Raw genomic sequence first — 22,876 nt, forward strand, 5'->3', positions numbered from 1 at the left:
GGCGCAGGCGCCGGGCGCACCGCGCCGCACGCGCGTCACGTCACGCCGCATGCCGCCGGCTGATCGTCCGATGCGCGGGAAAGCGCGCGGCAAACGTGCTGCCGCGCCCTTCCTCGCTCTGGATCGCCAGTTGCGCATCGTGCCGTTGCAGCACGTGCTTGACGATCGCGAGCCCGAGCCCCGTGCCGCCCGTGTCGCGCGAGCGGCTGCGATCGACGCGGTAGAACCGCTCGGTGAGCCGCGGCAGATCGGCGGCCGGGATGCCGAGCCCGCTGTCCGTGACCGAGAACACCGCCTGCGCGCCGTCACGCCGCCATTCGACGCGGATCGTCCCGCCCTCCGGCGTATAGCGGATCGCATTCGTCACGAGATTGCCGAGCGCGCTGAAGATCTCGGTCTGCGCGCCCGTCACCGCGAGCGTCTCGTCGACCTTGAACGTGATCTCGTGATGCCCGTTCGACAGCGTCTGCGCATCGTCCTTCAGGTGATCGAGCACCGTGCGCATGTCGACCGCGCGATCGGCAGGCGGCTTGCCTTCGCCCTCGAGCTTCGCGAGCACGAGCAGATCGGTGACGATGTGCCGCATCCGCGACGCCTGCTGCTCCATCAGCTCCAGATAGCGCGCGCGCTCGTCGTCGGACAGCGGCAGCTCGCGCATCGTCTCGAGAAAGCCCGACAGCACGGTGAGCGGCGTCTTCAGCTCGTGCGACACGTTCGCGACGAAGTCGCGCCGCATCGCGTCGGTGCGCTCGAGCTCGGTGATGTCCTGCGTGAGCAGCAGCTTGCGATTCTCGCCGTATGGAAACACCTGCACGGCGAGCACGTTCTGCCGGTTGCCGCCCATGCCGCGCATCACGAGCGTCTCGTCGTAATGCTGGCCGTTCAGGTAGCGGACGAAATCCGGATGGCGGACGAGATGCGTGATGTGCTGGCGCAGGTCGCGCTTCGTGTCGAGTCCGAAGTGCACTTCGGCGATCGCGTTGCACCACTCGATCTGATCGCGGTCGTCGAGCATCGCGACGCCGTTCGGCGACGCCTGGATCGCCTGGATGAAGCGCGAATGCTGCTGCTCGACCTGGCGCACCTGCGCGTGCCATTGCTTCGCGAGCTTGTGCAGCCGGTAATAGATCTCGCCCCAGATGCCCGGCGCGCTCGGCACTTCTCCGTAGACGGGCGCATCGAGCAGGCGCCAGAGGCGCTGCGTGTGAAACGTGCTGACGAAGCCCTGCACGACGAGCATCGCGAGCGCGAAAACGAGGCCCGGCACGGGGCCCGCGATTGCGCCGATGATCGCGCTGACGAGCGCGAGCAAGACGAGCGACACCAGAAAGCGCGCCCAGATGATGTTCATGATACGGCGCCCGACGAAAGAGGAAAACGATGGCACGCTGCGGCGCAGCCTCTCGCGCCGCGCGCCCGTTACGCGTGTTTCGCGAGCCGGTAGCCACTGCCGCGCACGGTTTCGATCATAGCATCGCAGCCGGCCGGCTTGAGCGCGGCGCGCAGCCGCTTGATGTGCACGTCGACCGTGCGCTCCTCGACGAACACGTGGTCGCCCCAGACCTGGTCGAGCAACTGCGTGCGGCTGTGGACGCGCTCCGGATGGGTCATGAAGAAATGCAGCAGGCGGAACTCTGTCGGGCCGAGATCGAGCTTGATCTCGCTGCCGTCCCCCTGCGCGGCGACGCGATGCGTCGCCGGGTCGAGCCGCAGCCCGTTGATCGACACGACGTCCTCGGTCAGTTGCGGCGCGCGACGCCGCAGCACCGCCTTGATCCGCGCCATCAGCTCCTTCGGCGAGAACGGCTTCGTCACGTAGTCGTCCGCGCCGATCTCGAGGCCGAGCACCTTGTCCTGCTCGTCGCCGCGCGCGGTCAGCATGATGATCGGGATGTGCTTCGTGCGCTCGTTGTTGCGCAGGTCGCGCGCGAATGCGATGCCCGACTTGCCCGGCAGCATCCAGTCGAGCAGCACCAGATCGGGCAGCACGTCGCTGATCAGGCTCTGCGCCTGCTCCGCGTTGTAAGCGCGAATCGGGCAATGTCCCGCGTGTTGCAGGTTCACCGAAATCAATTCGGAAATCGCGGGCTCATCTTCGATGACGAGAATGTTGCTGGGCATCGGCACCTCGGTCCGTCCTTGTCGGCAGTTAGCTATTGGCTTCGCGATCGAGCAGGTCGCGCGGCTGGTGCCGCACGTCAGTGCCCTTCACGATGTAGATGATGAATTCGGCGATGTTCTTCGCGTGATCGCCGATCCGCTCGATCGCCTTCGCGATGAACAGATAATCGAGGCCGACCGAGATCGTCCGCGGATCTTCCTGCATGTACGATACGAGCTTGCGCACGAACGCACGGAATTCCTGGTCGATCTCCTTGTCGTCCTTGACGATCTGCGCGGCGGCGACGGTATCGAGGCGCGCGAACGCATCGAGCGCGCGGCGCAGGATCGTGACCGCCATGTCGCCCGATACCTTGATCTCGGCGATGTTCACGCCGCGCGCGGCGGGCTCGTCGACGAGACGGCGCACGCGCTTCGCGATCTTCTCGGCCTCGTCGCCCGCGCGCTCGAGGTTCGTGATCGTCTTCGAGATCGACATCAGGAGACGCAGGTCGCGTGCGGCCGGCTGCCGGCGCGCGATGATGTTGCCGCACTCCTCGTCGATCTCGACTTCCATGTGATTGAGGCGCTCCTCCGTCTCGATCACGCGCTCGGCCGCGTTGCGGTCGAACTCGTTCAGCGCATGCATCGCTTCGGTGATCTGCGCCTCGACGAGGCCGCCCATTTCGAGCACCTTCGACGACACCGCGTTGAGATCGGCGTCGAACTGGCTCGACAGATGTTTATCCGACATTGTTGCCCTCCGTCACCCGGTCAGCCGAAGCGGCCCGTGATGTAGTCTTCCGTTTCCTTGCGCACCGGCTTGATGAAGATCTTCTCCGTTTCGCCGAACTCGATCAGCTCACCGAGATACATGTACGCGGTGTAGTCCGAGCAGCGCGCCGCCTGCTGCATGTTGTGCGTGACGATGACGACCGTGTAGTCGCTCTTGAGCTCCGCGATCAGCTCTTCGATGCGGCCCGTCGAGATCGGATCGAGCGCCGAGCACGGCTCGTCGAGGAGCAGCACCTCGGGCCGGATCGCGATGCCGCGCGCGATGCAAAGACGCTGCTGCTGGCCTCCCGACAGGCCGTAGCCGCTCTGGCCCAGCTTGTCCTTCACTTCATTCCAGAGCGCCGCCTTCGTGAGCGCCCATTCGACGCGGTCGTCCATCTCCGAGCGCGTAAGCCGCTCGAACATCTTCACGCCGAACGCGATGTTGTCGTAGATCGACATCGGGAACGGCGTCGGCTTCTGGAACACCATGCCGATGCGCGCGCGCAAGAGCGAGATGTCGAGCTTCGACTGCAGCAGGTTCTCGCCGTCCATCACGATCTCGCCTTCCGCGCGCTGCTCCGGGTAGAGCGCGTACATCTTGTTGAACGTGCGCAGGAGCGTCGACTTGCCGCAGCCCGACGGGCCGATGAACGCCGTCACCTTCCCCTCGGGAATGCTCAGGTTGATGTTCTTCAGCGCGTGGAAATTGTTGTAGAAGAAGTTCAGGTTCTTGACTTCGATCTTCGCGTTGAGCGGCGCGAGCGGACGCTGCCCCGCCGCCGCGCCGACGCCGGCCGGCCCCGTGGCGAATTTCGAGGGATCGAGGTGGCTTTCTGCCATGTTCATCGGATTGCTCCGCCGTTACTTTTTCGAGAAGACCGAGCGCGCGAGGATATTGAGTCCCAGCACCCCGAGCGTAATCAGGAACACGCCCGCCCATGCGAGCGACTGCCATTCCGCAAACGGGCTCATCGCGAACTTGAAGATCGTGACGGGCAGGTTCGCCATCGGCTGGTTCATGTCGACCGAGAAGAACTGGTTCGACAGCGCGGTGAAGAGGAGCGGCGCGGTTTCGCCGGCAATCCGCGCGACCGCGAGCAGCACGCCCGTGATGATCCCGCCCACCGACGCGCGCAGCGTGATCTTCAGGATCATCCGCCACTTCGGCGTGCCAAGCGCGAAGGCAGCCTCGCGCAGCGCATTCGGCACGAGCTTCAGCATGTTCTCGGTCGTGCGGATCACGATCGGGATCTGCAGCAGCGCGAGCGCGATCACGCCCGCCCAGCCGCTGAAGTGGCCGGATTTCGCGACGACGAGCGCGTACACGAACAGACCGACGACGATCGACGGCGCCGACAGCAGGATGTCGTTGATGAAGCGCATCACGCTCGCGAGCCAGCTCTTCTGGCCGTACTCGGCGAGATAGACGCCCGCGAGAATGCCGATCGGCGTGCCGACGAACGTCGCAAGCGCGACGAGCAGCAGGCTGCCGACGATCGCGTTCGCGAGCCCGCCGCCCGCCGTGTTGGGCGGCGGCGTCGATTCGCTGAAGAGCGTGAGCGACAGCCCGTCGATCCCCAGATGCAGCGTCGTGTAGAGAATCCAGACGAGCCAGAGCAGGCCGAACGCCATCGCGGCGAGCGACGCGGTCAGCGCGATCACGTTGGTCGCCTTGCGGCGGCGCTGCAATCGCGCGCGCATCGCGTCGAGCACGGCGCCGTCCGGACCCGGCATGTTGACGATCGGCGCGCTCATTTGCGGCCCTCCCCGCGTTCGAGGCGCAGCAGCATCAGCTTCGAGATCGCGAGCACGATGAACGTGATCACGAACAGGATCAGGCCGAGCTCCATCAGCGCGGACGTGTGCAGCCCCGGCGCCGCTTCGGCGAATTCGTTCGCGAGCGCCGACGTGATGCTGTTGCCGGGCGAGTACAGCGACACGTTGTCGAGCAGGTTCGTATTGCCGATCACGAACGTGACGGCCATCGTCTCGCCGAGCGCGCGGCCGAGGCCGAGCATCACGCCGCCGATCACGCCCGTCTTCGTGTAGGGCAGCACGATCTTCCACATCACTTCCCAGGTCGTGCAGCCGATGCCGTATGCGGACTCCTTCAGCAGCACGGGCGTCACCTCGAACACGTCGCGCATCACCGATGCGATGTACGGAATGATCATGATCGCGAGAATCACGCCGGCGGACAGGATGCCGATGCCGATCGGCGGCCCCTGGAACAGCGCGCCGATGACCGGAATCGGGCTCAGCAGCGCGCCGATGGGCTTCTGGAAATACGTCGCGAAGATCGGCGCGAACACGAGGAGGCCCCACATCCCGTAGACGATCGACGGGATCGCGGCGAGCAGCTCGATCGCGACGCCGAGCGGCCGGCGCAGCCAGACGGGCGCGAGCTCGGTGAGAAAGAGCGCGATGCCGAAGCTCACGGGCACCGCGATGACGAGCGCGATGATCGACGTGACGACGGTCCCGTAGATCGGCACGAGCGCGCCGTATGTATCCGAATTGGGGTCCCATTCCGAGTGCCACAGGAACGGGAGGCCGAATTTTCCGATGGTCGGCATCGACGCGATGATGAGCGACACGATGATGCCACCGAGGAGGAGTAGCGTCACGATGGCCGCGAGGCGCGTGAGGCCGCCGAACACGATGTCGCCGTAACGGCTCGGCGCGCGCATGGGCGCCTGGTCGCCGGATCGTGTCGACGCGAAAGGAATATCAGACATGGGAGCCTGTTTCTCAATGACGGGCGGCTTGCGTCGCCCGCCTGTACCGCACACGCCGCCCGGCCCTGCAGCCGGGCGGCGAACCGCTATGACGCTGCCGTCAAGCTTACTCGGCGACCGTCTTGCCGGCCGCGTCCGTCACCTTCGCCTTCCACTGCTTGCGGATTTCCGTCTCGACCGACGCCGGCAGCGAGATGTAATCCAGATCGTCCGCCGCCTTCGCGCCGTTCTTGAACGCCCAGTCGAAGAACTTCAGCGTCGCCGCGCCTTGCGCCGGCTTGTCCTGCTTCGCGTGCAGCAGCACGAACGTCGCGCCGACGACCGGCCACGCTTCCTTGCCCGGCTGGTTCGTCAGGATCTGGTAGAACGACTTCGACCAGTTCGCGCCGGCGGCAGCGGCCTTGAACGTCTCGGTCTTCGGCTCGACCACGGTGCCCGTCGAGTTCTTCAGCGCGGTGTAGACCATGTTGTTCTTCTTCGCGTACGCCCACTCGACGTAGCCGATCGCGCCCGGCAGACGCTGCACGAATGCCGCGACGCCGTCGTTGCCCTTGCCGCCCGTACCCGTCGGCCAGTTGACGGTCGTGCCCTCGCCGACCTTCGACTTCCACTCGTCGTTGACCTTCGACAGGTAGTTCGTCCAGATGAAGCTCGTGCCCGAGCCGTCCGCGCGGCGCACGACCGCGATGTCCGTATCCGGCAGCTTGACCTTCGGGTTCAGCGCCGCGATGGCCGGATCGTTCCACTTCTTGATCTTGCCGAGATAGATCTCGCCAAGGACCTCGCCCGACAGCGCCAGTTCGCCCGCCTTCACGCCCGGCACGTTGATGACGGGCACGACGCCGCCCACCACCGTCGGGAACTGGAAGAGGCCTTCCTTCGCGAGTTCGTCATCCTTCAGCGGCGCGTCCGAGCCGGCGAAATCAACCGTCTTCGCGATGATCTGCTTCAAGCCGCCCGACGAGCCGATGCCCTGATAGTTGACCTTCACGCCGCCCGACTGCTGATAGTCGGCTGCCCATTTCGTATAAATCGGCATGGCGAAGGTGCTGCCTGCGCCCGTGATGTCGGCATGTGCGGCGACCGCGAAAAGCGCGCTGGCGAGACCGGCGAACGCGGTTTGCATCAATTTCATGAGACCTCCAGTGTGTGAGCGGATGACTACGGCACCGCGAAGATTAGGGGCTGCTCATGACAGTAATGTGACAATCGATGAACCTCGTATGACAGTAACATGACTTAATTGAAAGGCGGCAGCGCCGTCTGTCAGGGGCGCCTGCGAGCGCGAGCGGACCGCCTGTAGAGCGTAGGAAAAAATTCACGCAAAGGAAAAGTCGACGTTGGCGGAGGATCGCGGGCGGACCGCATCGCCGCGATCGATGCGCGCCTGCCTTTTGTTTTTCTATTAGCCGGACGAATTTTCGAGGGGATGCGCGGTAACGCCGCGGGGCCGCCGATTCGTCCCGGATCGGCGGCCCCGCGATATGAGGTCCAGCTTCGGCTTCGACTCCGGTCGGGCCCCGCCCGACCGCACCGGCGCCGGCGCGAGCGCGCCGCGCTTACGCTGTCGCCTGCCTGACCGCGTCGGCGATCGCCTCCGCATGATGGTTCGCGTCCGCCGCCTGCCGCGCCTCGACCATCACCCGCAGCACGGGTTCCGTCCCCGACGCGCGGATCAGCACGCGGCCGCTGCCGGCAAGCGCCTGCTCGGCCGAATCGATCGCGCGGCGGATCGTGTCGCTGCCCTTCCAGTCGGCGCCCGGCTTCATCCGCACATTGATCAGCTTCTGCGGAAACAGCGTGACGCCTTCCAGCATCTGAGCGAGCGTCTTGCCGCTGCGCTTGAGCGCCGCGAGCACGAGCAGCGCCGAGACGATCCCGTCGCCCGTCGAATGCCGATCGAGCGACAGAATATGGCCCGAGCCCTCGGCGCCGAGCTGCCAGCCGCGCTCGCGCAACTGCTCGAGCACGTAGCGATCGCCGACCGCCGCCCGCACGAACTGCACGCCCGCATCTTTCAGCGCGACCTCGACGGCGAAATTCGTCATCAGTGTGCCCACCGCCCCTTCGACTTGACCGTTAGTTGCAATGCGATCCTTGACGAGCACGTACAGCAGTTCGTCGCCGTTATACAGCCGCCCGGTGTGGTCGACGACGAGCAGGCGATCCGCATCGCCGTCGAGCGCGATGCCGAGATCGGCGTGATTCGCGCGCACCGCGCGCATCAGCGCGTCGGGCGCCGTCGCGCCGACGCCGTCGTTGATGTTGAAGCCGTTCGGCGCGACGCCGATCGGGATCACGTCCGCGCCGAGCTCGTGAAACACGTGCGGCGCGACCTGATACGCGGCGCCGTGAGCGCAATCGACAACGAGCTTCATCCCGCGCAGATCGAACGCCGCCGGGAACGTGCTCTTGCAGAATTCGATGTAGCGGCCGGCCGCGTCGTCGAGACGCCGCGCCTTGCCGAGCCCGTCCGACGGCGCGCATTCGAGCGGCTTGTCGAGCCGCGCCTCGATCTCGGCCTCGATCTCGTCCGGCAGCTTGTTGCCGTCGGCCGAGAAGAACTTGATGCCGTTGTCGTGATACGGATTGTGCGACGCGCTGATCACGACGCCCGCCGACAGCCGCAGCGCGCGCGTCAGATACGCGACACCCGGCGTCGGCATCGGGCCCGCGAGCATCACGTCGACGCCCGCTGCGGAAAAGCCTGCCTCGAGCGCGGCTTCGAGCATGTAGCCCGACACGCGCGTGTCCTTGCCGATCAGCACCGTCGGGCGAGCGCCCGACGCCGCGCGTCCGGGCGCGCTCGCGAGCACCTTGCCCGCCGCGTAGCCGAGCCGCAACACGAAATCGGGCGTGATCGGCGCATCGCCGACCTTGCCGCGAATACCGTCCGTGCCGAAATAACGACGTCCCATGTAGAACCTTCCTCCTTGTTTCGACTTATTCGCGCCGCGCGGCATCGCGCACGGCGCTCCATACTTTCAGTGCGTCGACGGTCGCCGCGACATCGTGCACGCGCACGATCGCCGCGCCCCGCTCGGCCGCGCAGACCGCTGCGGCGACGCTCGCCGCGACGCGTTCGGGCGCGGGCTTGCCGATCAACGCGCCCAGCATCGATTTGCGCGACATGCCGGCGAGAATCGGATACGCGCGCCCGTCGGGCCGCGCGGGCGCCGTCCGCGGCAAATGAGCAAGCAGCGCATAGTTGTGTTCTATCACCGACTTGCCGAAACCGAACCCCGGATCGACGCTGATACGCCGCGAATCGATGCCGGCCTGCACGAGCGCGTCGGCGCGATCGGCGAGAAACGCGCGCACGTCGGCGACCACGTCGCGATAGTCGGGCTCGCGCACCTGCATCGTCTGCGGCTCGCCGAGCATGTGCATCACGCAGAGGCCGCACGCGCTGTCGCGCACCGCGTCAATCGCGCCCGGCTGCCGCATGCCCCAGATGTCGTTGATCAGATCGGCGCCCGCGGCGAGCGACGCGCGCATCACGGCGGGCTTGTACGTGTCGATCGATAGCGGCACGTTCATGCCGCGCAGCGCTTCGACGAGCGGAATCACGCGCTCGAGCTCCTCGTCGAGCGGCACGGGCGGCGCGCCGGGGCGCGTCGATTCGCCGCCGATGTCGATGATGTCGGCGCCTTCGGCCAGCATCCGCTCCGCCTGCGCGAGCGCGGCGTCGCGGGCGACGTAACGGCCGCCGTCGGAGAACGAATCGGGGGTGACGTTGAGGATCCCCATCACGAGGGGCCGCTCGAAGGTCAGCGTGAAACGGCCGCACAGCAGCGGCTCGGGAACGGGAAAAACGGGATCGGAACTGGACACGGGCTGAAGCGTCGGATCGAACGCGATGGGAAGCGGCGAAAAGCGTCTGACAAGAAAGCAAAACGGGCCGGTGTGACAGCCACACCAGCCCGTGAACGAAAACCGCGATCGTTTATGCCGGCGCGGTGGCGTTGCCCGGCTTGACTTCGGCGCCGGACGAACCGCCCGACGAAGGATCGCCGGCCGGCGGCACGCTCTTCGGCGAGCGCGGCGGACGCCCTTCCATGATGTCGTTGATCTGATCGGCGTCGATCGTTTCCCATTCCATCAGCGCGGCCGTCATCGCCTCGACCTTGTCGCGGTTCTCTTCGAGCAGACGGCGAGCAAGGCCGTATTGCTCGTCGAGCACGCGGCGGATTTCCGAATCGACCTTCTGCTGCGTCGCCTCCGAGATCGTGCGCGTGAAGCCGCGCCCGAACGGACCGCCGTCGTTCTCGTCGTCGACGTAGACCATCGGCCCGAGCGCGTCCGTCATCCCGAAGCGGGCCACCATCGCGCGCGCGGTCTGCGTCGCCTTGTTGAAGTCGTCCGACGCGCCGGTGCTGACGAGATTCAGGAACAGCTCTTCCGCCACCCGGCCGCCGAACAGGATCGCAAGGCGGTCGAGCAGGTAGTCCTTCGAATACGTCTCGTTGTCGTGCTCGGGCAACTGCCACGTGACGCCGAGCGCGCGCCCGCGCGGGATGATCGTGACCTTGTGGACCGGATCGGCCTTCGGCAGCAGCTTTGCGATCACCGCATGGCCTGATTCGTGGTAAGCGGTCGCGCGCTTCGCCTCCTCGCGGATCACGGCCGACTTGCGCTCCGGCCCCATGAAGATCTTGTCCTTCGCGTCCTCGAAATCCTGCATCTCGACGATCCGCTTGCCGCGGCGCGCCGCGAAGAGCGCGGCCTCGTTGACGAGGTTCGCGAGATCGGCGCCCGAGAAGCCCGGCGTGCCGCGCGCGATGACCGCCGCATCGACGTCGTTCGCGATCGGCACCTTGCGCAGGTGCACACGCATGATCTGCTCGCGGCCGCGGATGTCCGGCAGGCCGACGTAGACCTGGCGGTCGAAACGGCCCGGACGCAGCAGCGCCTTGTCGAGCACGTCGGAGCGGTTCGTCGCGGCGATCACGATCACGCCCGAATTCGCCTCGAAGCCGTCCATCTCGACGAGCATCTGGTTCAGCGTCTGCTCGCGCTCGTCGTTGCCGCCGCCCATGCCGGCGCCGCGATGACGGCCGACCGCGTCGATTTCATCGATGAACACGATGCACGGCGCATGCTTCTTCGCCTGCTCGAACATGTCGCGCACGCGGGCCGCGCCGACGCCGACGAACATTTCGACGAAGTCCGAGCCCGAGATGCTGAAGAACGGCACCTTCGCCTCGCCCGCGATCGCGCGCGCGAGGAGCGTCTTACCGGTGCCTGGGGGCCCGACGAGCAGCACGCCGCGCGGGATGCGGCCGCCGAGCTTCTGGAATTTCTGGGGATCGCGCAGGAAATCGACGAGCTCGGACACTTCCTCCTTCGCTTCGTCGCAGCCGGCGACGTCGGAGAAGTTGACCGCGTTGTTGTTCTCGTCGATCAACCGCGCGCGGGATTTGCCGAACGAGAACGCACCGCCTTTGCCGCCTCCCTGCATCTGTCTCATCATGTAGAACCAGAACACGATGATGAGCAGCGTGGGACCGAGATAGTAGAGCGCGGAGACGAGCGCGTTCGGTTCGTCATCGGCCTTGCCGCTGACCTGCACGCCGTACTTCATCAGATCGCCGACCATCCAGATGTCGCCCGGCGACACGATCTGGTACTTCTGACCATCCGCGGGAGTGACGGTGAGGTTGCGCCCCTGCACGACCACGTTCTTGATCTTGCCGTTCTTCGCGTCATCCATGAACTGCGAATAGGAGACGCCTTCCTGGACGCGGGGCTTGTCGAACTGCTTGAACACCGTAAACAGCACCAGTGCGATCACCAGCCACACTGCTGCCTTCGAAAACATATTGTTGTTCAAAGCACCACTCCTTCACTCATAGACGAGCGCCTACATTTGCCTTGCGGCGCTCATCAGGCATTCTAATCCAGTCCGCAGCCCCTCGCCATAAGGATTCGCTACCGCGCCGACAGGCGCGCGGCACGGCTGGCAAGGGCTCCGGCTCATCCTGCCGCGCGATGCCACGTTCAGCGCGGCTGCTTCAGATGCCGACCCAAAATAAACGTTTCGGACGATTTGTCGCGGGAAGCTTTTGGCTTGCGCGGCGCCACCGTTTTAAATTGGTGCTTGAATTTCTCGACAATCTGGCTGTAGCCGCTGCCGTGGAAGCACTTCACCAAAAGGGCGCCATCCGGTTTCAGATGGTTTTGCGCGAATTCGAGCGCCAGATCGCAGACATGCTCGATCCGCGCCGCGTCCGCGACCGCCACGCCGGACAGGTTGGGGGCCATGTCGGAAATTACAAGGTCGACCGAGCGCCCTGCGAGGACTTCCTCCAATTGGTGCAGCACGCTCTCCTCGCGGAAGTCGCCTTGGATGAAATGGACGTCGGCGATGGGCTCCATCGGCAGCATGTCGAGCGCGACGATCGTGCCGTCGATGCCGCCTTCGCGCACCGCGTCTCGCCGCGAGCCCTGCGCGAGCTTGTTGCGCGCGTACTGGCTCCAGCTCCCCGGCGCCGCGCCCAGATCGACGATCACCTGGCCCGGACGGATCAGCTTGTCCTGCTCGTCGATCTCCTTCAGCTTGTACGCGGCGCGCGCGCGGTACCCTTCCCGCTGCGCCATTTTGACGTACGGGTCGTTGATGTGGTCGTGCAACCAGGATTGGTTAAAGCGGTTCTTTGCCATGCGATGGAGAGATTGCTGCCAATTGCTTCGTGAAGCCGCGCTTTTGGCGGATAATACGGGTCTTATTGGCGCGGCTTTCGGCCCCGAGGGGCCCAAGCCGCGATTTTACGTGGTTTCGGCACGCCGCCGCGGAAAAGCTTCGTCGCTCGTCCCGGCCCGCCGCCGTCAATTTGATTCGAATTCCTCATTCCGATGCCCGCCCTTTCGCTTTCCCCCGCCGAGCGCTCCGCGCTGCGTTCCGAAGCCCATGCGCTCAAGCCCGTCGTGCTGATCGGCGCCGAAGGGCTGACCGACGCCGTGCTCGCCGAGATCGAGGTCCACCTCGCCGCGCACCAGTTGATCAAGATCCGCGTGTTCGGCGACGAACGCGACGAGCGCGTCGCGATCTACGACGAAATCTGCGATCGCCTGAACGCCGCGCCGATCCAGCACATCGGCAAGCTGCTCGTGATCTGGAAGCCCGAGCAGGCCGAAGCGGCGCCGCAGCGCGGCCGCCGCGGCATGCCGAGCGCGCGCGAGGCGGCCCGCGCGGGCGCCGCGCAGCCCGAGGCCGCGAAGGGCCGCGCGCCGCGCGTCGTCAAGGTGATCAAGCAATCGCCCAACGCGCCCGCCGTGCGCCGGCCGAAGCCGCAGGCCGTTCGCGTGCTCGGCAACGAGCGCGTGACGGCAGGCGGCAACGTGAAGCGCGCGAAAAAGCGCCAGTCGAGCGCGAAGCGCCAGCATCAGAACGAGAAGTGATCGCCGCCGGGCGCGTCGCGCGGCCGGATCGGCCCGTCGGCGGGCCCGCGCACCGACGCGCGCAGGCCGCGCTCCGCAGGCTCAGGCGCGCCGCTCGCCGCCGAGCGGGCTCGTGCCGCCCTGCCCCGGCAGCCGCCAGATCAGCCACACGCCGACGAGGCTCTCGACGAGATAGAAGAAGCTCGATATGCCGTGCAGCAGCGCGAAGCGCCCTGCATACGCGGTATGGCCGACATCCGTGCCCGCCTCGAGCGCGGCGACGCGCAGCGCGTTCATGAACGGCTGCAGCGCGAAATAGCCGACGAGCACGCAGCCGAGCATCGCCGCGAGCAGCCAGCGCAGCCGCCGGTACGCGTCGTGGCCGCGCCGCACGAGCAGATTCGACAAGCCGATCAGCAACACGCCGCACACCACGCCGATCGTCGCCTCGATGCTGAACAGGCGCGCGGCGACGGAACCCGCCGTCGCCCGGTCGAGCGTCGCGAACAGCACCGGCGCGACCGCGTAGCCGATCGTCAGCAGGCTGCCGACCCAGACCGTCGCCAACAGGCGAAAGAGGCGATGCGGCGCCGCGGAACCGGCCATCAGATGTACAGCACCGAGATGATTTCGTACTCGCGCACGCCGCTCGGCGCCTGCACCGCCGCGACGTCGCCTTCGGACTTGCCGATCAGCGCGCGCGCGATCGGCGAGCTGACCGAAATCAGGCCGTGATCGAGATCGGCTTCGTCGTCGCCGACGATCTGATACTTGACCGTGTCGCCCGTCTCGAGATCCTCGAGCTCGACCGTCGCGGCGAACACCACACGGCCGTCGGCATCGACGACCGTCGGATCGATGATCTGCGCAGCCGACAGCTTCGATTCGATTTCTGCGATGCGACCCTCGATGAAACCTTGCTTTTCCTTCGCGGCATCGTATTCGGCGTTCTCGGACAAGTCACCCTGCGCGCGCGCCTCGGCGATCGCGTTGATGACGGCCGGCCGCTCGACAGACTTCAGGCGCTGCAGTTCATCGCGCAGTTGATCTGCGCCACGCTTCGTCAACGGAATGGTGCTCATAAACGACTCAATAGCTAAAAACGGCCATATAAAAAATCACCGCGATTAAGCGCATTTCCGAAACATCGGAAACGCCGCTTAATCGCGGCACGAATTGCTTCGACAGGTAACTGGAGGCTTAGTTTAGGCGAGCATGCAGACCTTGTAAATCATAGACTTCCAAGTCCTTCAGGTACCGAAGCCCCTCCACCGCCGCGCGCGCGCCCGACATCGTCGTGTAATACGTGACCTTGTGCGCCTGCGCGCTCATCCGGATCGAACGCGAATCGGCGATCGCCGCGCGCGTTTCATCGACCGTCGTGAACACGAGCGCGATCTCGCCGTTCTTGATCATGTCGACGATGTGCGGACGGCCGTCCTTCACCTTGTTGACGACCTTCACCGGCACGCCCGCCGCCTCGATCGCGGCTGCGGTGCCGCGCGTCGCGACGAGCGGATAGCCGAGATCGTGCAGCATCTTCGCGACCTCGACCGCCTTCGGCTTGTCCGCGTCCATCACCGTGAGCAGCACCGTGCCCGACTCCGGCAGACGCGAGCCCGCCGCGAGCTGCGACTTGAAGAGCGCTTCGCCGAACGTCGCGCCAACGCCCATCACTTCGCCCGTCGAGCGCATCTCGGGCCCGAGCACCGGGTCGACGGTCGGGAACTTGATGAACGGGAACACCGCCTCCTTCACGCTGAAGTACGGCGGCACGACTTCCTTCGTCACGCCCTGCTGCGCGAGCGTCTGGCCGACCATCGCGCGCGCGGCGATCTTCGCGAGCGGCAGGCTCGTCGCCTTCGACACGTACGGCACCGTGCGCGACGCGCGCGGGTTCACTTCGAGCACGTAGATGACGTCTTCCTTCGAGCCGTCGGACTGCGGCACCTGCTGGATCGCGAACTGCACGTTCATCAGGCCGACCACGTTCAGCGCCTTCGCCATCGCGGCCGTCTGGCGCTTCAGCTCGGCGACGGTTTCCTTCGACAGCGAGTACGGCGGCAGCGAGCACGCCGAATCGCCCGAGTGGACGCCCGCCTGCTCGATGTGCTCCATCACGCCGCCGATGAACACGGCGTCGCCGTCGCAGATGCAATCGACGTCGCATTCGATCGCGTCGTTCAGGAAGCGGTCGAGCAGCACCGGCGAATCGTTCGACACCTTCACCGCCTCGCGCATGTAGCGCTCGAGGTCGCGCGGCTCGTGGACGATCTCCATCGCGCGGCCGCCGAGCACGTATGACGGACGCACGACGAGCGGGTAGCCGATCTCGTCGGCGAGCGCGAGCGCTTCGTCCTCGGCGCGCGCGGTGCGGTTCGGCGGCTGGCGCAGGCCGAGGTCCTGCAAAAGTTTCTGGAAGCGCTCGCGGTCTTCGGCCGCGTCGATCATGTCCGGCGACGTGCCGATGATCGGCACGCCATGCGCCTCGAGGTCGAGCGCGAGCTTCAGCGGCGTCTGGCCGCCGTACTGGACGATCACGCCAACCGGCTTTTCCTTGTCGACGATCTCGAGCACGTCCTCGAGCGTGAGCGGCTCGAAGTACAGGCGATCGGACGTGTCATAGTCGGTCGACACCGTTTCCGGGTTGCAGTTGACCATGATCGTTTCGTAGCCGTCCTCGCGCATCGCGAGCGCCGCGTGCACGCAGCAGTAGTCGAACTCGATGCCCTGGCCGATCCGGTTCGGGCCGCCGCCCAGCACCATGATCTTCTTGTTGTCGGTCGGCTGCGCCTCGCACTCTTCCTCGTAGGTCGAGTACATGTAGGCGGTCTTCGTCGCGAACTCGGCCGCGCAGGTGTCGACGCGCTTGTAGACCGGGCGCACGTTCAGCTCGAGGCGGCGCGCGCGCACGTCGGCGGGCGTCGCGCCGAGCAGCTTCGCCAGGCGCCGGTCGGAAAAGCCGCTTTGCTTCAGATAGTGCAGCTCGTCCTTCGTCAGGCTCGCGAGCGTGCGGCCGGCGAGCGCCTTCTCCTTCAGCACGATCTGCTCGATCTGCGCGAGGAACCACGGATCGATCGCGGTCTCCTCGAAGATCTGCTCGCGCGACATGCCGACGCGGAACGCGTCGCCCACGTACCAGATCCGGTCCGGGCCCGGCTCGCCGATCTCGCGGATGATCTCGTCGCGGCTCGTCGTCTTCTCGTCGAGGCCGTCGACGCCGACTTCGAGGCCGCGCAGCGCCTTCTGGAACGATTCCTGGAACGTGCGGCCGATCGCCATCACTTCGCCGACCGATTTCATCTGCGTCGTGAGACGCGAATCGGCCTCGCGGAACTTCTCGAACGCGAAGCGCGGAATCTTCGTGACGACGTAGTCGATCGTCGGCTCGAACGACGCCGGCGTCGCGCCGCCCGTGATCTCGTTCTTCAGCTCGTCGAGCGTGTAGCCGACGGCGAGCTTCGCCGCGACCTTCGCGATCGGAAAGCCCGTCGCCTTCGACGCGAGCGCCGACGAACGCGACACGCGCGGATTCATCTCGATGACGACCATGCGGCCGTCCTTCGGGTTGATCGAGAACTGCACGTTCGAGCCGCCCGTGTCGACGCCGATCTCGCGCAGCACCGCGAGCGATGCGTTGCGCAGGATCTGGTATTCCTTGTCGGTGAGCGTCTGCGCGGGCGCGACGGTGATCGAGTCGCCGGTGTGCACGCCCATCGGGTCGAGGTTCTCGATCGAGCAGATGATGATGCAGTTGTCGGCGCGGTCGCGCACGACTTCCATCTCGTATTCCTTCCAGCCGAGGAGCGACTCCTCGATCAGCAGTTCGCGCGTCGGCGACAGGTCGAGGCCGCGCTTGCAGATCTCCTCGAATTCCTCGCGGTTGTACGCGATGCCGCCGCCCGAGCCGCCGAGCGTGAACGACGGCCGGATCACGACCGGGTAGCCGCTGCCGCCCGTGGCCGCCATGATCTCGCCGTGCACCTTGTTCGCCTCTTCCATCGAGTGCGCGATGCCGGACTTCGCGGAACCGAGGCCGATCTTCGTCATCGCGTCCTTGAACTTCTGGCGGTCCTCGGCCTTGTCGATCGCTTCCGGCGACGCGCCGATCAGCTCGACGCCGTACTTGTCGAGCACGCCGTGGTGGAACAGGTCAAGCGCGCAGTTGAGCGCGGTCTGGCCGCCCATCGTCGGCAGGATCGCGTCGGGGCGCTCCTTCGCGATGATGCGCTCGACGACTTCCCACGTGATCGGCTCGATATACGTGACGTCCGCCGTGTTCGGATCGGTCATGATCGTCGCCGGATTGCTGTTGACGAGGATGACCTTGTAGCCCTCCTCACGCAACGCCTTGCATGCCTGCGCGCCCGAGTAGTCGAACTCGCACGCCTGGCCGATGATGATCGGGCCGGCGCCGATGATGAGGATGCTGTTGATGTCTGTGCGTTTTGGCATGGCTCTTGGGATTCAAAAAAATAATCGTTGATGCGCGATCCGCGAACGGCGCTCAGCTCATTGTCGCGAGCGCGAGCTTCACGGAAAAGCCGACGAACAGGCCGCCCACGCCGCCCGACGCGCCCGCCGCGAGCTTGCGGCGGCGGCGGAAGTGATCGGCGAGGCGCGCGCCCGTGAAGATCAGCGTGCTCAGATACACGAAGCTCGCGAGTTGCGCGATCGCGCCCAGCACGACGAACGTCAGCGCCGGATGCGCGTAGGCCGGATCGACGAACTGGATGAAGAACGAGATGAAGAACAGGATCGCCTTCGGATTCAGGAGGCTCACGACGAGCGCCTTGCGAAACGGCCGCTCGCCGTCGACCGCGCGCGGCGCATCGGCGCCCGCGTCAGCGGGCCGCGCGAGCTTGCGCCACGCGCCGCGCAGCATGCCGAGCCCGATGTACAGCAGGTACGCGGCGCCGCCGTACTTGACGACCGAGAACAGCAGCGGGTTCGCCTTCAGGAGCGACGCGACGCCCGCGGCGGACAGCACCATCAGCACGGTGTCGCCAAGGAACACGCCGCACGCGGCGCGGTAGCCGGCTCTCACGCCGCGCTGCGCGGCGAGCGACAGCACATACATCGAGTTCGGCCCCGGCAGCAGAATGATGAACACCACGCCGAACACGTAGGTCCAGAGATCCGTGATGCCGAGTGCGTGACCGAACATGATGCGAGACTCCGTAACCGATGCGATGGGCTCAGGCGCTGCGTGTCTTCGCCGCGTCCATCAGCGCGGTGAAGCGGTCGAACAGATAGCCGATGTCGTGCGGGCCGGGCGATGCTTCCGGGTGGCCCTGGAAGCAGAACGCGGGCTTGTCGGTCAGCTCGAAGCCCTGCAGCGTGCCGTCGAACAGCGAGACGTGCGTCGCGCGCGCGTTCGCGGGCAGCGAATCGGCGTCGACCGCGAAGCCGTGGTTCTGCGACGTGATCACGACGCGGCCGTTCGCGAGATCCTTCACCGGATGGTTCGCGCCATGGTGGCCCGTCTTCATCTTGAGCGTCTTCGCGCCGACCGCGAGGCCCATGATCTGGTGGCCGAGGCAGATGCCGAAGGTCGGCACGCCGCGCTCGATGAATTCCTTCGTCGCGGCGATCGCGTAGTCGCACGGTTCCGGATCGCCCGGGCCGTTCGACAGGAAGATGCCGTCCGGATTGAGCGCGAGCGCTTCGGCCGCGCTCGATTGCGCCGGCAGCACGGTCACGTGGCAGCCGCGCTCGGCGAGCATGCGCAGGATGTTGTATTTCACGCCGAAGTCGAACGCGACGACACGGTAGCGCGGCGTCTCCTGCATCCCGTAGCCGCTGCCGAGGCGCCACTCGCTCTGCTTCCACTCGAACGGCTTCGCCGTCGACACGACCTTCGCGAGGTCCATCCCCGCGAGCCCCGGGAACGAGCGCGCGAGCGCGAGCGCCTTCGATTCGTCGTCGGAGCCCGTCAGGATGCAGCCGTTCTGCGCGCCCTTGTCGCGCAGGATGCGGGTCAGCTTGCGGGTGTCGATGCCCGCGATCGCGACGACGCCTTCGTCGCGCAGATAATCGCCGAGCGTGCTCGCCATCCGGAAGTTCGACGCGAGCGCGGGCAGATCGCGCACGATGAGGCCGGCGGCATGGACTTTCGTCGCTTCGACGTCCTCGGCGTTCACGCCGACGTTGCCGATGTGCGGATAGGTCAGCGTGACGATCTGGCGCGCATAGCTCGGATCCGTGAGGATTTCCTGATAGCCGGTGATCGCGGTGTTGAACACGACTTCGCCGATCGTATGGCCGGCCGCGCCGATCGAATAACCACGAAAGACCGTGCCGTCGGCGAGTGCGAGCAAAGCGGGAGAAAAAGACGGCAACACGGGGGGCTCCTTGGGGGACACCCTTGCCGCCGACCTGTCTATCCTGCCGCGCGCTCGCGGGCCGCGTGACGCATCACGCGCGCGTGGGCGCTTTCGCGCGCGGGCTTGCGGTCGAGCGCGAAACGGCGCGCGCAGGCGCGGGTTTCGCGGCATCGCCTGCGTCAAGCGGCGTGCGGCGGACGAACGGGATGAAGGAGGTAGGCGCTAGGGTGCGAGGTTGATTAGCACAAACTTTCAAATTATAGCGTGAAATTGGCCTCATCTTCAATCGATCAGCGCACTTCCCGCGCGCTTCGCGCCAGCCGGGCGGAACTCGGCTGCGCGAAGCGCCGAGCCGGCGCGGCTCGCCTCCCCTCTTTCAGTGTCGCTTGGTTGTATGCGGCGACGATCGATTCGTCAAGCCGATATTCATTCCTCAGCCGATTCGCGCTGCCGGCCTGTCGAGCGCGCGATCGGGCAGCACGTACCAGACCGCGCTCGCGATCTGCAGCGCGACGAGCGCGCCCCAGGCGCTCAGGTGCGCCGCGGCCGGATAATGCCCGGCCTGCGTCGGCCAATGCGACAGCACCGCGCCCACGCCGACCTGAAAGCCGAAGATCAGCGCGAAGATGACGAGGGTGAGCGTCGTGTTCGCGCGACCGATCAGGTGCACGGGAAAGTATTCGGCCAGCGCGGCGTAGCTCAGAATGCCGACGCCTCCGAATACGCCGTACGCCGCCCACAGCACCGTGGCGGGCAGCGGCGCGCGCAGCATGATCGCGAGCTGGGTCGCGACGAAAAGCGCCATCCCGAGCCCGCAGAACGCGTACAGCGATACGCCGCGCCGCTCGAGCCCGCGCGCCGCCGCGCCGAAGCCGACGCAGCCCGCCATCATCGCGAAGCCGAGCACCGACACGAGCGCAGCCGCGTCGCGCGGCGCGAAGCCGCTCACATCGCGCAGGTACGCGCCGACCCACAGCGACTGCATCGCGTAGAACACGCCCTGCGTGGCGACCGAGAACGAAGCGATCTTCCAGAAGGTCCGGTTCGTGACGATCCGCCAGGTGCCCGCGAATTGCTCGGCGACGCTCGCGTCGTGGCGGCCTGCCTGCGCGTCAGGGGCGAACGCCCACAACGCGGCCGCGACCGCCGCCGTGAACGCGCCGAGCCCCGCGCACACCGCGCGCCAGCCGGCGAAGCCGAGCAGCCATTCGAGCGGCGAGCCGACCGCGACGCCGCCCAGGCCGCCCACCGCCATCACGAAGCCGTTCAGAAGCGGCAGCCTGGCGACCGGGAAATGCTGCGCGAGCGCCTTGAACGCACCGCCGAGGCACACCGACACGCCGACGCCGATCAACAGCCGCCCCACCATCATCGCGCCGATGTCGTGCGCGGCGCCGAACACCCATGCGCCCGCCGCCGCGACGAGCAGCAACGCGGCGCTCACGCGGCGCGGGCCGTAGCGGTCGAGCAGCACGCCGGCCGGAATCTGCGCGCAGGCGAAGCCGAGGAAATAGAGACTCGTCAGCAGCCCGAGATCGGCGGCGGACAGACCGAGGTCGCGCGTGATGAGCGGCGCGAAGCCGAGATTCACGCCACGAAAGACATACGAAACGAAGTAGCCGATCGCGAACAGCGCGAACACGCGAAATTGCACGAGGGACATCAACGGTCACCGGTAAAGCGCCGGCCGACGAACCGACGGCGACGCGCACAAACGAAAACGCCGTCACCTGGGTGACGGCGTCCGGCGATGATAGTCGATTGCGCGCCGGCGGCCGGAAAGCCCCCGCGGCGCGCGCGCCCTTTCGTCTTACTTCTTCTTCGCCGTCTTGCGGCTCGAGGTCTTGGCGGGCGCGGCCTTCGCGCCGCTCTTCGCCGCGGCCTTCGCCGACGGCTTCGCGGCGACGGGCGCCACCTTGCGGCCGCGGCTCGACGCCTTGCCGCCCGTATGCAGGCTCGCGCGCTCGATGTGGCCGCCCGCGACCGACGTCGCGATCCGCTCGGGCCCGGGCTCGGCCGGCACCGCGCGGCCGACGGGCACGTGCAGCACCATCGTCTGGCCCGGCATCACGACCGCGCGGCGCGTGCGGTTCCATCCGCGAAGCTGCGCGACCGACACGCCGTAGCGGCTCGCGAGCGCCTCCATCGACTGCTTGCGGCGCACGCGGATCAGCATCTTGCGCGTATCCGGCACGTCCGGCTCCATCGCGAGCACGCCGTTCTCGGCGACGTCGGCGCTGATGTCCTCGTCGTCGTCATCGGTGCGCGGCACGACGATCGTCGAGCCGGGCTTCAACCGCATGCCGGCCGGAATCTTGTTCACCTGCATCAGCGTGTCCGCGTCGACGCCGATCTTCTCCGCGATCGCGGCGGGCCGCGCGCGCTCGGTGACGGTGTACGCGGTCCACGACGACAGTTGGCCGTCGTACGACTTCAGGCTCTTCTCGAACGCCGACGCGTTGTCGAACGGCAGCAGGATCTGCGGCTGCGTCGCGCCGAGGATCACGGGCTTCGAGAACGACGGGTTGAGCGACTTGAATTCGTCGAGCGGCAGATTCGCGAGCTTCGCGGCGACCGTCACGTCGATGTCGCGCGACGTCGTGACCGTCACGAAATACGGGTGGTTCGGAATCTCCGGCAGCGCGAGGCCGTACTGCTGCGGGTTCATCACGATGTTCTTGACCGCCTGCAGCTTCGGCACGTAGTTGCGCGTCTCGTTCGGCATCCGCAGGCTCTGGTAATCGGTCGGCAGGCCGGCCGCCTGGTTGCGCGCGATCGCGCGCTGCAGGTTGCCCTCGCCCCAGTTGTACGCGGCGAGCGCGAGATACCAGTCGCCGAACATGTCGTGCAGGCGCGACAGGTAATCGAGCGCGGCGCTCGTCGACGCGAGCACGTCGCGCCGCTCGTCCTGCCACATGTTGCGCTTCAGGTTGAACGTGCGCCCCGTGGCCGGCATGAACTGCCACATCCCCGCCGCCTTCGCGACGGACAGCGCCTGCGGGTTGTACGCCGATTCGATGAACGGCAGCAGCGCGAGCTCGGTGGGCATGTGGCGCGACTCGAGCTCCTCGACGATGTGATACAGGTACTTCTGCGAGCGCTCGGTCATCCGCTGCACGTAGTCGGGACGCTGCGCGTACCAGGACGCCTGCATGTCGACGAGGTCGCTCTGCAGATCGGGCATCTGGAAGCCGCGGCGGATGCGCGCCCAGAGATCGCTGTCGGCGGTGGTGAGGTCGCCGACCGATTGCTTGTCGACGTCGACGGTTTCTTTTGCGGAAGCAGACTTGCGCAAGTAGTCCGAAGCGGCTTGCGGGTCGGAGGCTGCGGGATTTTGGGCAGTCGGCCCGGTGCCCGCGCACGCGGCGAGCGTCAGGACCAATAGCGCACTGAGGAGGAATCGCATGAAAATCTCGGCTTCCAACGGCTGGAAATTGCAGGCGATAGTACGAAAGTGCGTGCTTCGCGTCAATAAAAAGGCCGAAAAAACCCGCTAAATCGGATATTTGGGGCCGATTCTCCAGATTCCGGTTGAGCTTGACCCGACTGTCCGCG

General features: G+C 66.4%; 19 protein-coding genes. 1 reads left to right on the forward strand and 18 read right to left on the reverse strand.

The window, feature by feature from the left end; translation table 11 throughout:
* Positions 1–40: 40 nt before the first annotated feature.
* The 11 genes from phoR to AQ610_RS11810 all read right to left on the reverse strand — a co-directional run bounded on the left by phoR (position 41) and on the right by AQ610_RS11810 (position 12,278).
* Complete coding sequence (phoR, locus tag AQ610_RS11760; protein ID WP_006026356.1) at positions 41–1,351, reverse strand: phosphate regulon sensor histidine kinase PhoR; 1,311 nt, start codon at positions 1,349–1,351, stop codon at positions 41–43.
* Positions 1,352–1,419: 68 nt separating this feature from the next.
* On the reverse strand, positions 1,420–2,121 hold the full coding sequence (phoB, locus tag AQ610_RS11765; RefSeq protein WP_009911934.1) for a phosphate regulon transcriptional regulator PhoB: 702 nt from the start codon (positions 2,119–2,121) through the stop codon (positions 1,420–1,422).
* A 28-nt stretch (positions 2,122–2,149) separates the two neighbouring features.
* The gene (phoU, locus tag AQ610_RS11770) at positions 2,150–2,854 is read right to left on the reverse strand and encodes a phosphate signaling complex protein PhoU (RefSeq protein ID WP_006026354.1); all 705 of its coding nucleotides are present in this window, start codon (positions 2,852–2,854) and stop codon (positions 2,150–2,152) included.
* A gap of 20 nt (positions 2,855–2,874) precedes the next feature.
* On the reverse strand, positions 2,875–3,723 hold the full coding sequence (gene pstB / locus AQ610_RS11775; protein WP_006026353.1) for a phosphate ABC transporter ATP-binding protein PstB: 849 nt from the start codon (positions 3,721–3,723) through the stop codon (positions 2,875–2,877).
* Positions 3,724–3,738: 15 nt separating this feature from the next.
* Complete coding sequence (pstA, locus tag AQ610_RS11780) at positions 3,739–4,632, reverse strand: phosphate ABC transporter permease PstA (protein WP_009911933.1); 894 nt, start codon at positions 4,630–4,632, stop codon at positions 3,739–3,741.
* Positions 4,629–5,615, reverse strand: coding sequence for a phosphate ABC transporter permease PstC (pstC, locus tag AQ610_RS11785; RefSeq protein WP_041861723.1), 987 nt, complete (start codon positions 5,613–5,615; stop codon positions 4,629–4,631). The genes pstA and pstC overlap by 4 nt, the downstream gene beginning before the upstream one ends.
* Before the next feature lie 106 nt (positions 5,616–5,721).
* A complete protein-coding gene (gene pstS, locus AQ610_RS11790) occupies positions 5,722–6,750 on the reverse strand; it encodes a phosphate ABC transporter substrate-binding protein PstS (protein WP_006026351.1) in 1,029 nt (342 codons plus the stop codon).
* A gap of 424 nt (positions 6,751–7,174) precedes the next feature.
* Entirely contained in the window at positions 7,175–8,533 is a 1,359-nt protein-coding gene (gene glmM, locus AQ610_RS11795) for a phosphoglucosamine mutase (protein ID WP_006026350.1), read from the reverse strand.
* 25 nt (positions 8,534–8,558) lie between these two features.
* Positions 8,559–9,449: a dihydropteroate synthase gene (gene folP / locus AQ610_RS11800; protein ID WP_006026349.1), complete on the reverse strand. Its 891-nt coding sequence runs from the start codon at positions 9,447–9,449 to the stop codon at positions 8,559–8,561.
* Positions 9,450–9,561: 112 nt separating this feature from the next.
* Complete coding sequence (gene ftsH / locus AQ610_RS11805) at positions 9,562–11,448, reverse strand: ATP-dependent zinc metalloprotease FtsH (RefSeq protein ID WP_009911931.1); 1,887 nt, start codon at positions 11,446–11,448, stop codon at positions 9,562–9,564.
* 167 nt (positions 11,449–11,615) lie between these two features.
* Complete coding sequence (locus AQ610_RS11810) at positions 11,616–12,278, reverse strand: RlmE family RNA methyltransferase (protein WP_009911930.1); 663 nt, start codon at positions 12,276–12,278, stop codon at positions 11,616–11,618.
* A gap of 192 nt (positions 12,279–12,470) precedes the next feature.
* On the opposite strand from AQ610_RS11810, the gene AQ610_RS11815 reads away from it, so the two are divergent.
* A complete protein-coding gene (locus tag AQ610_RS11815) occupies positions 12,471–13,016 on the forward strand; it encodes a YhbY family RNA-binding protein (RefSeq protein ID WP_006026346.1) in 546 nt (181 codons plus the stop codon).
* Positions 13,017–13,097: 81 nt separating this feature from the next.
* Here AQ610_RS11815 and AQ610_RS11820 read toward each other — a convergent pair whose 3' ends face one another.
* From AQ610_RS11820 to AQ610_RS11850, 7 genes are all read right to left on the reverse strand, one after another.
* Positions 13,098–13,601, reverse strand: a complete 504-nt coding sequence (locus tag AQ610_RS11820; protein ID WP_009911925.1) for a DUF4149 domain-containing protein — start codon at positions 13,599–13,601, stop codon at positions 13,098–13,100.
* Positions 13,601–14,077: a transcription elongation factor GreA gene (gene greA / locus AQ610_RS11825; RefSeq protein ID WP_006026344.1), complete on the reverse strand. Its 477-nt coding sequence runs from the start codon at positions 14,075–14,077 to the stop codon at positions 13,601–13,603. Before greA ends, AQ610_RS11820 begins: the two co-directional genes overlap by 1 nt.
* A 118-nt stretch (positions 14,078–14,195) precedes the next feature.
* Positions 14,196–17,450 (reverse strand): carbamoyl-phosphate synthase large subunit, encoded by a 3,255-nt coding sequence (carB, locus tag AQ610_RS11830; protein ID WP_006026343.1) that lies wholly within the window; start codon positions 17,448–17,450, stop codon positions 14,196–14,198.
* A gap of 52 nt (positions 17,451–17,502) precedes the next feature.
* A complete protein-coding gene (leuE, locus tag AQ610_RS11835) occupies positions 17,503–18,162 on the reverse strand; it encodes a leucine efflux protein LeuE (RefSeq protein ID WP_006026342.1) in 660 nt (219 codons plus the stop codon).
* 31 nt (positions 18,163–18,193) lie between these two features.
* Entirely contained in the window at positions 18,194–19,339 is a 1,146-nt protein-coding gene (gene carA, locus AQ610_RS11840) for a glutamine-hydrolyzing carbamoyl-phosphate synthase small subunit (protein ID WP_009911923.1), read from the reverse strand.
* Between the two features lie 415 nt (positions 19,340–19,754).
* Positions 19,755–20,984 (reverse strand): MFS transporter, encoded by a 1,230-nt coding sequence (locus AQ610_RS11845; protein ID WP_009911921.1) that lies wholly within the window; start codon positions 20,982–20,984, stop codon positions 19,755–19,757.
* A 147-nt stretch (positions 20,985–21,131) separates the two neighbouring features.
* The gene (locus tag AQ610_RS11850) at positions 21,132–22,727 is read right to left on the reverse strand and encodes a transglycosylase SLT domain-containing protein (protein WP_043282653.1); all 1,596 of its coding nucleotides are present in this window, start codon (positions 22,725–22,727) and stop codon (positions 21,132–21,134) included.
* Between the last annotated feature and the right edge of the window lie 149 nt (positions 22,728–22,876).

The sequence above is a fragment of the Burkholderia humptydooensis genome (assembly GCF_001513745.1).
In the GTDB taxonomy this organism is placed as follows: domain Bacteria; phylum Pseudomonadota; class Gammaproteobacteria; order Burkholderiales; family Burkholderiaceae; genus Burkholderia; species Burkholderia humptydooensis.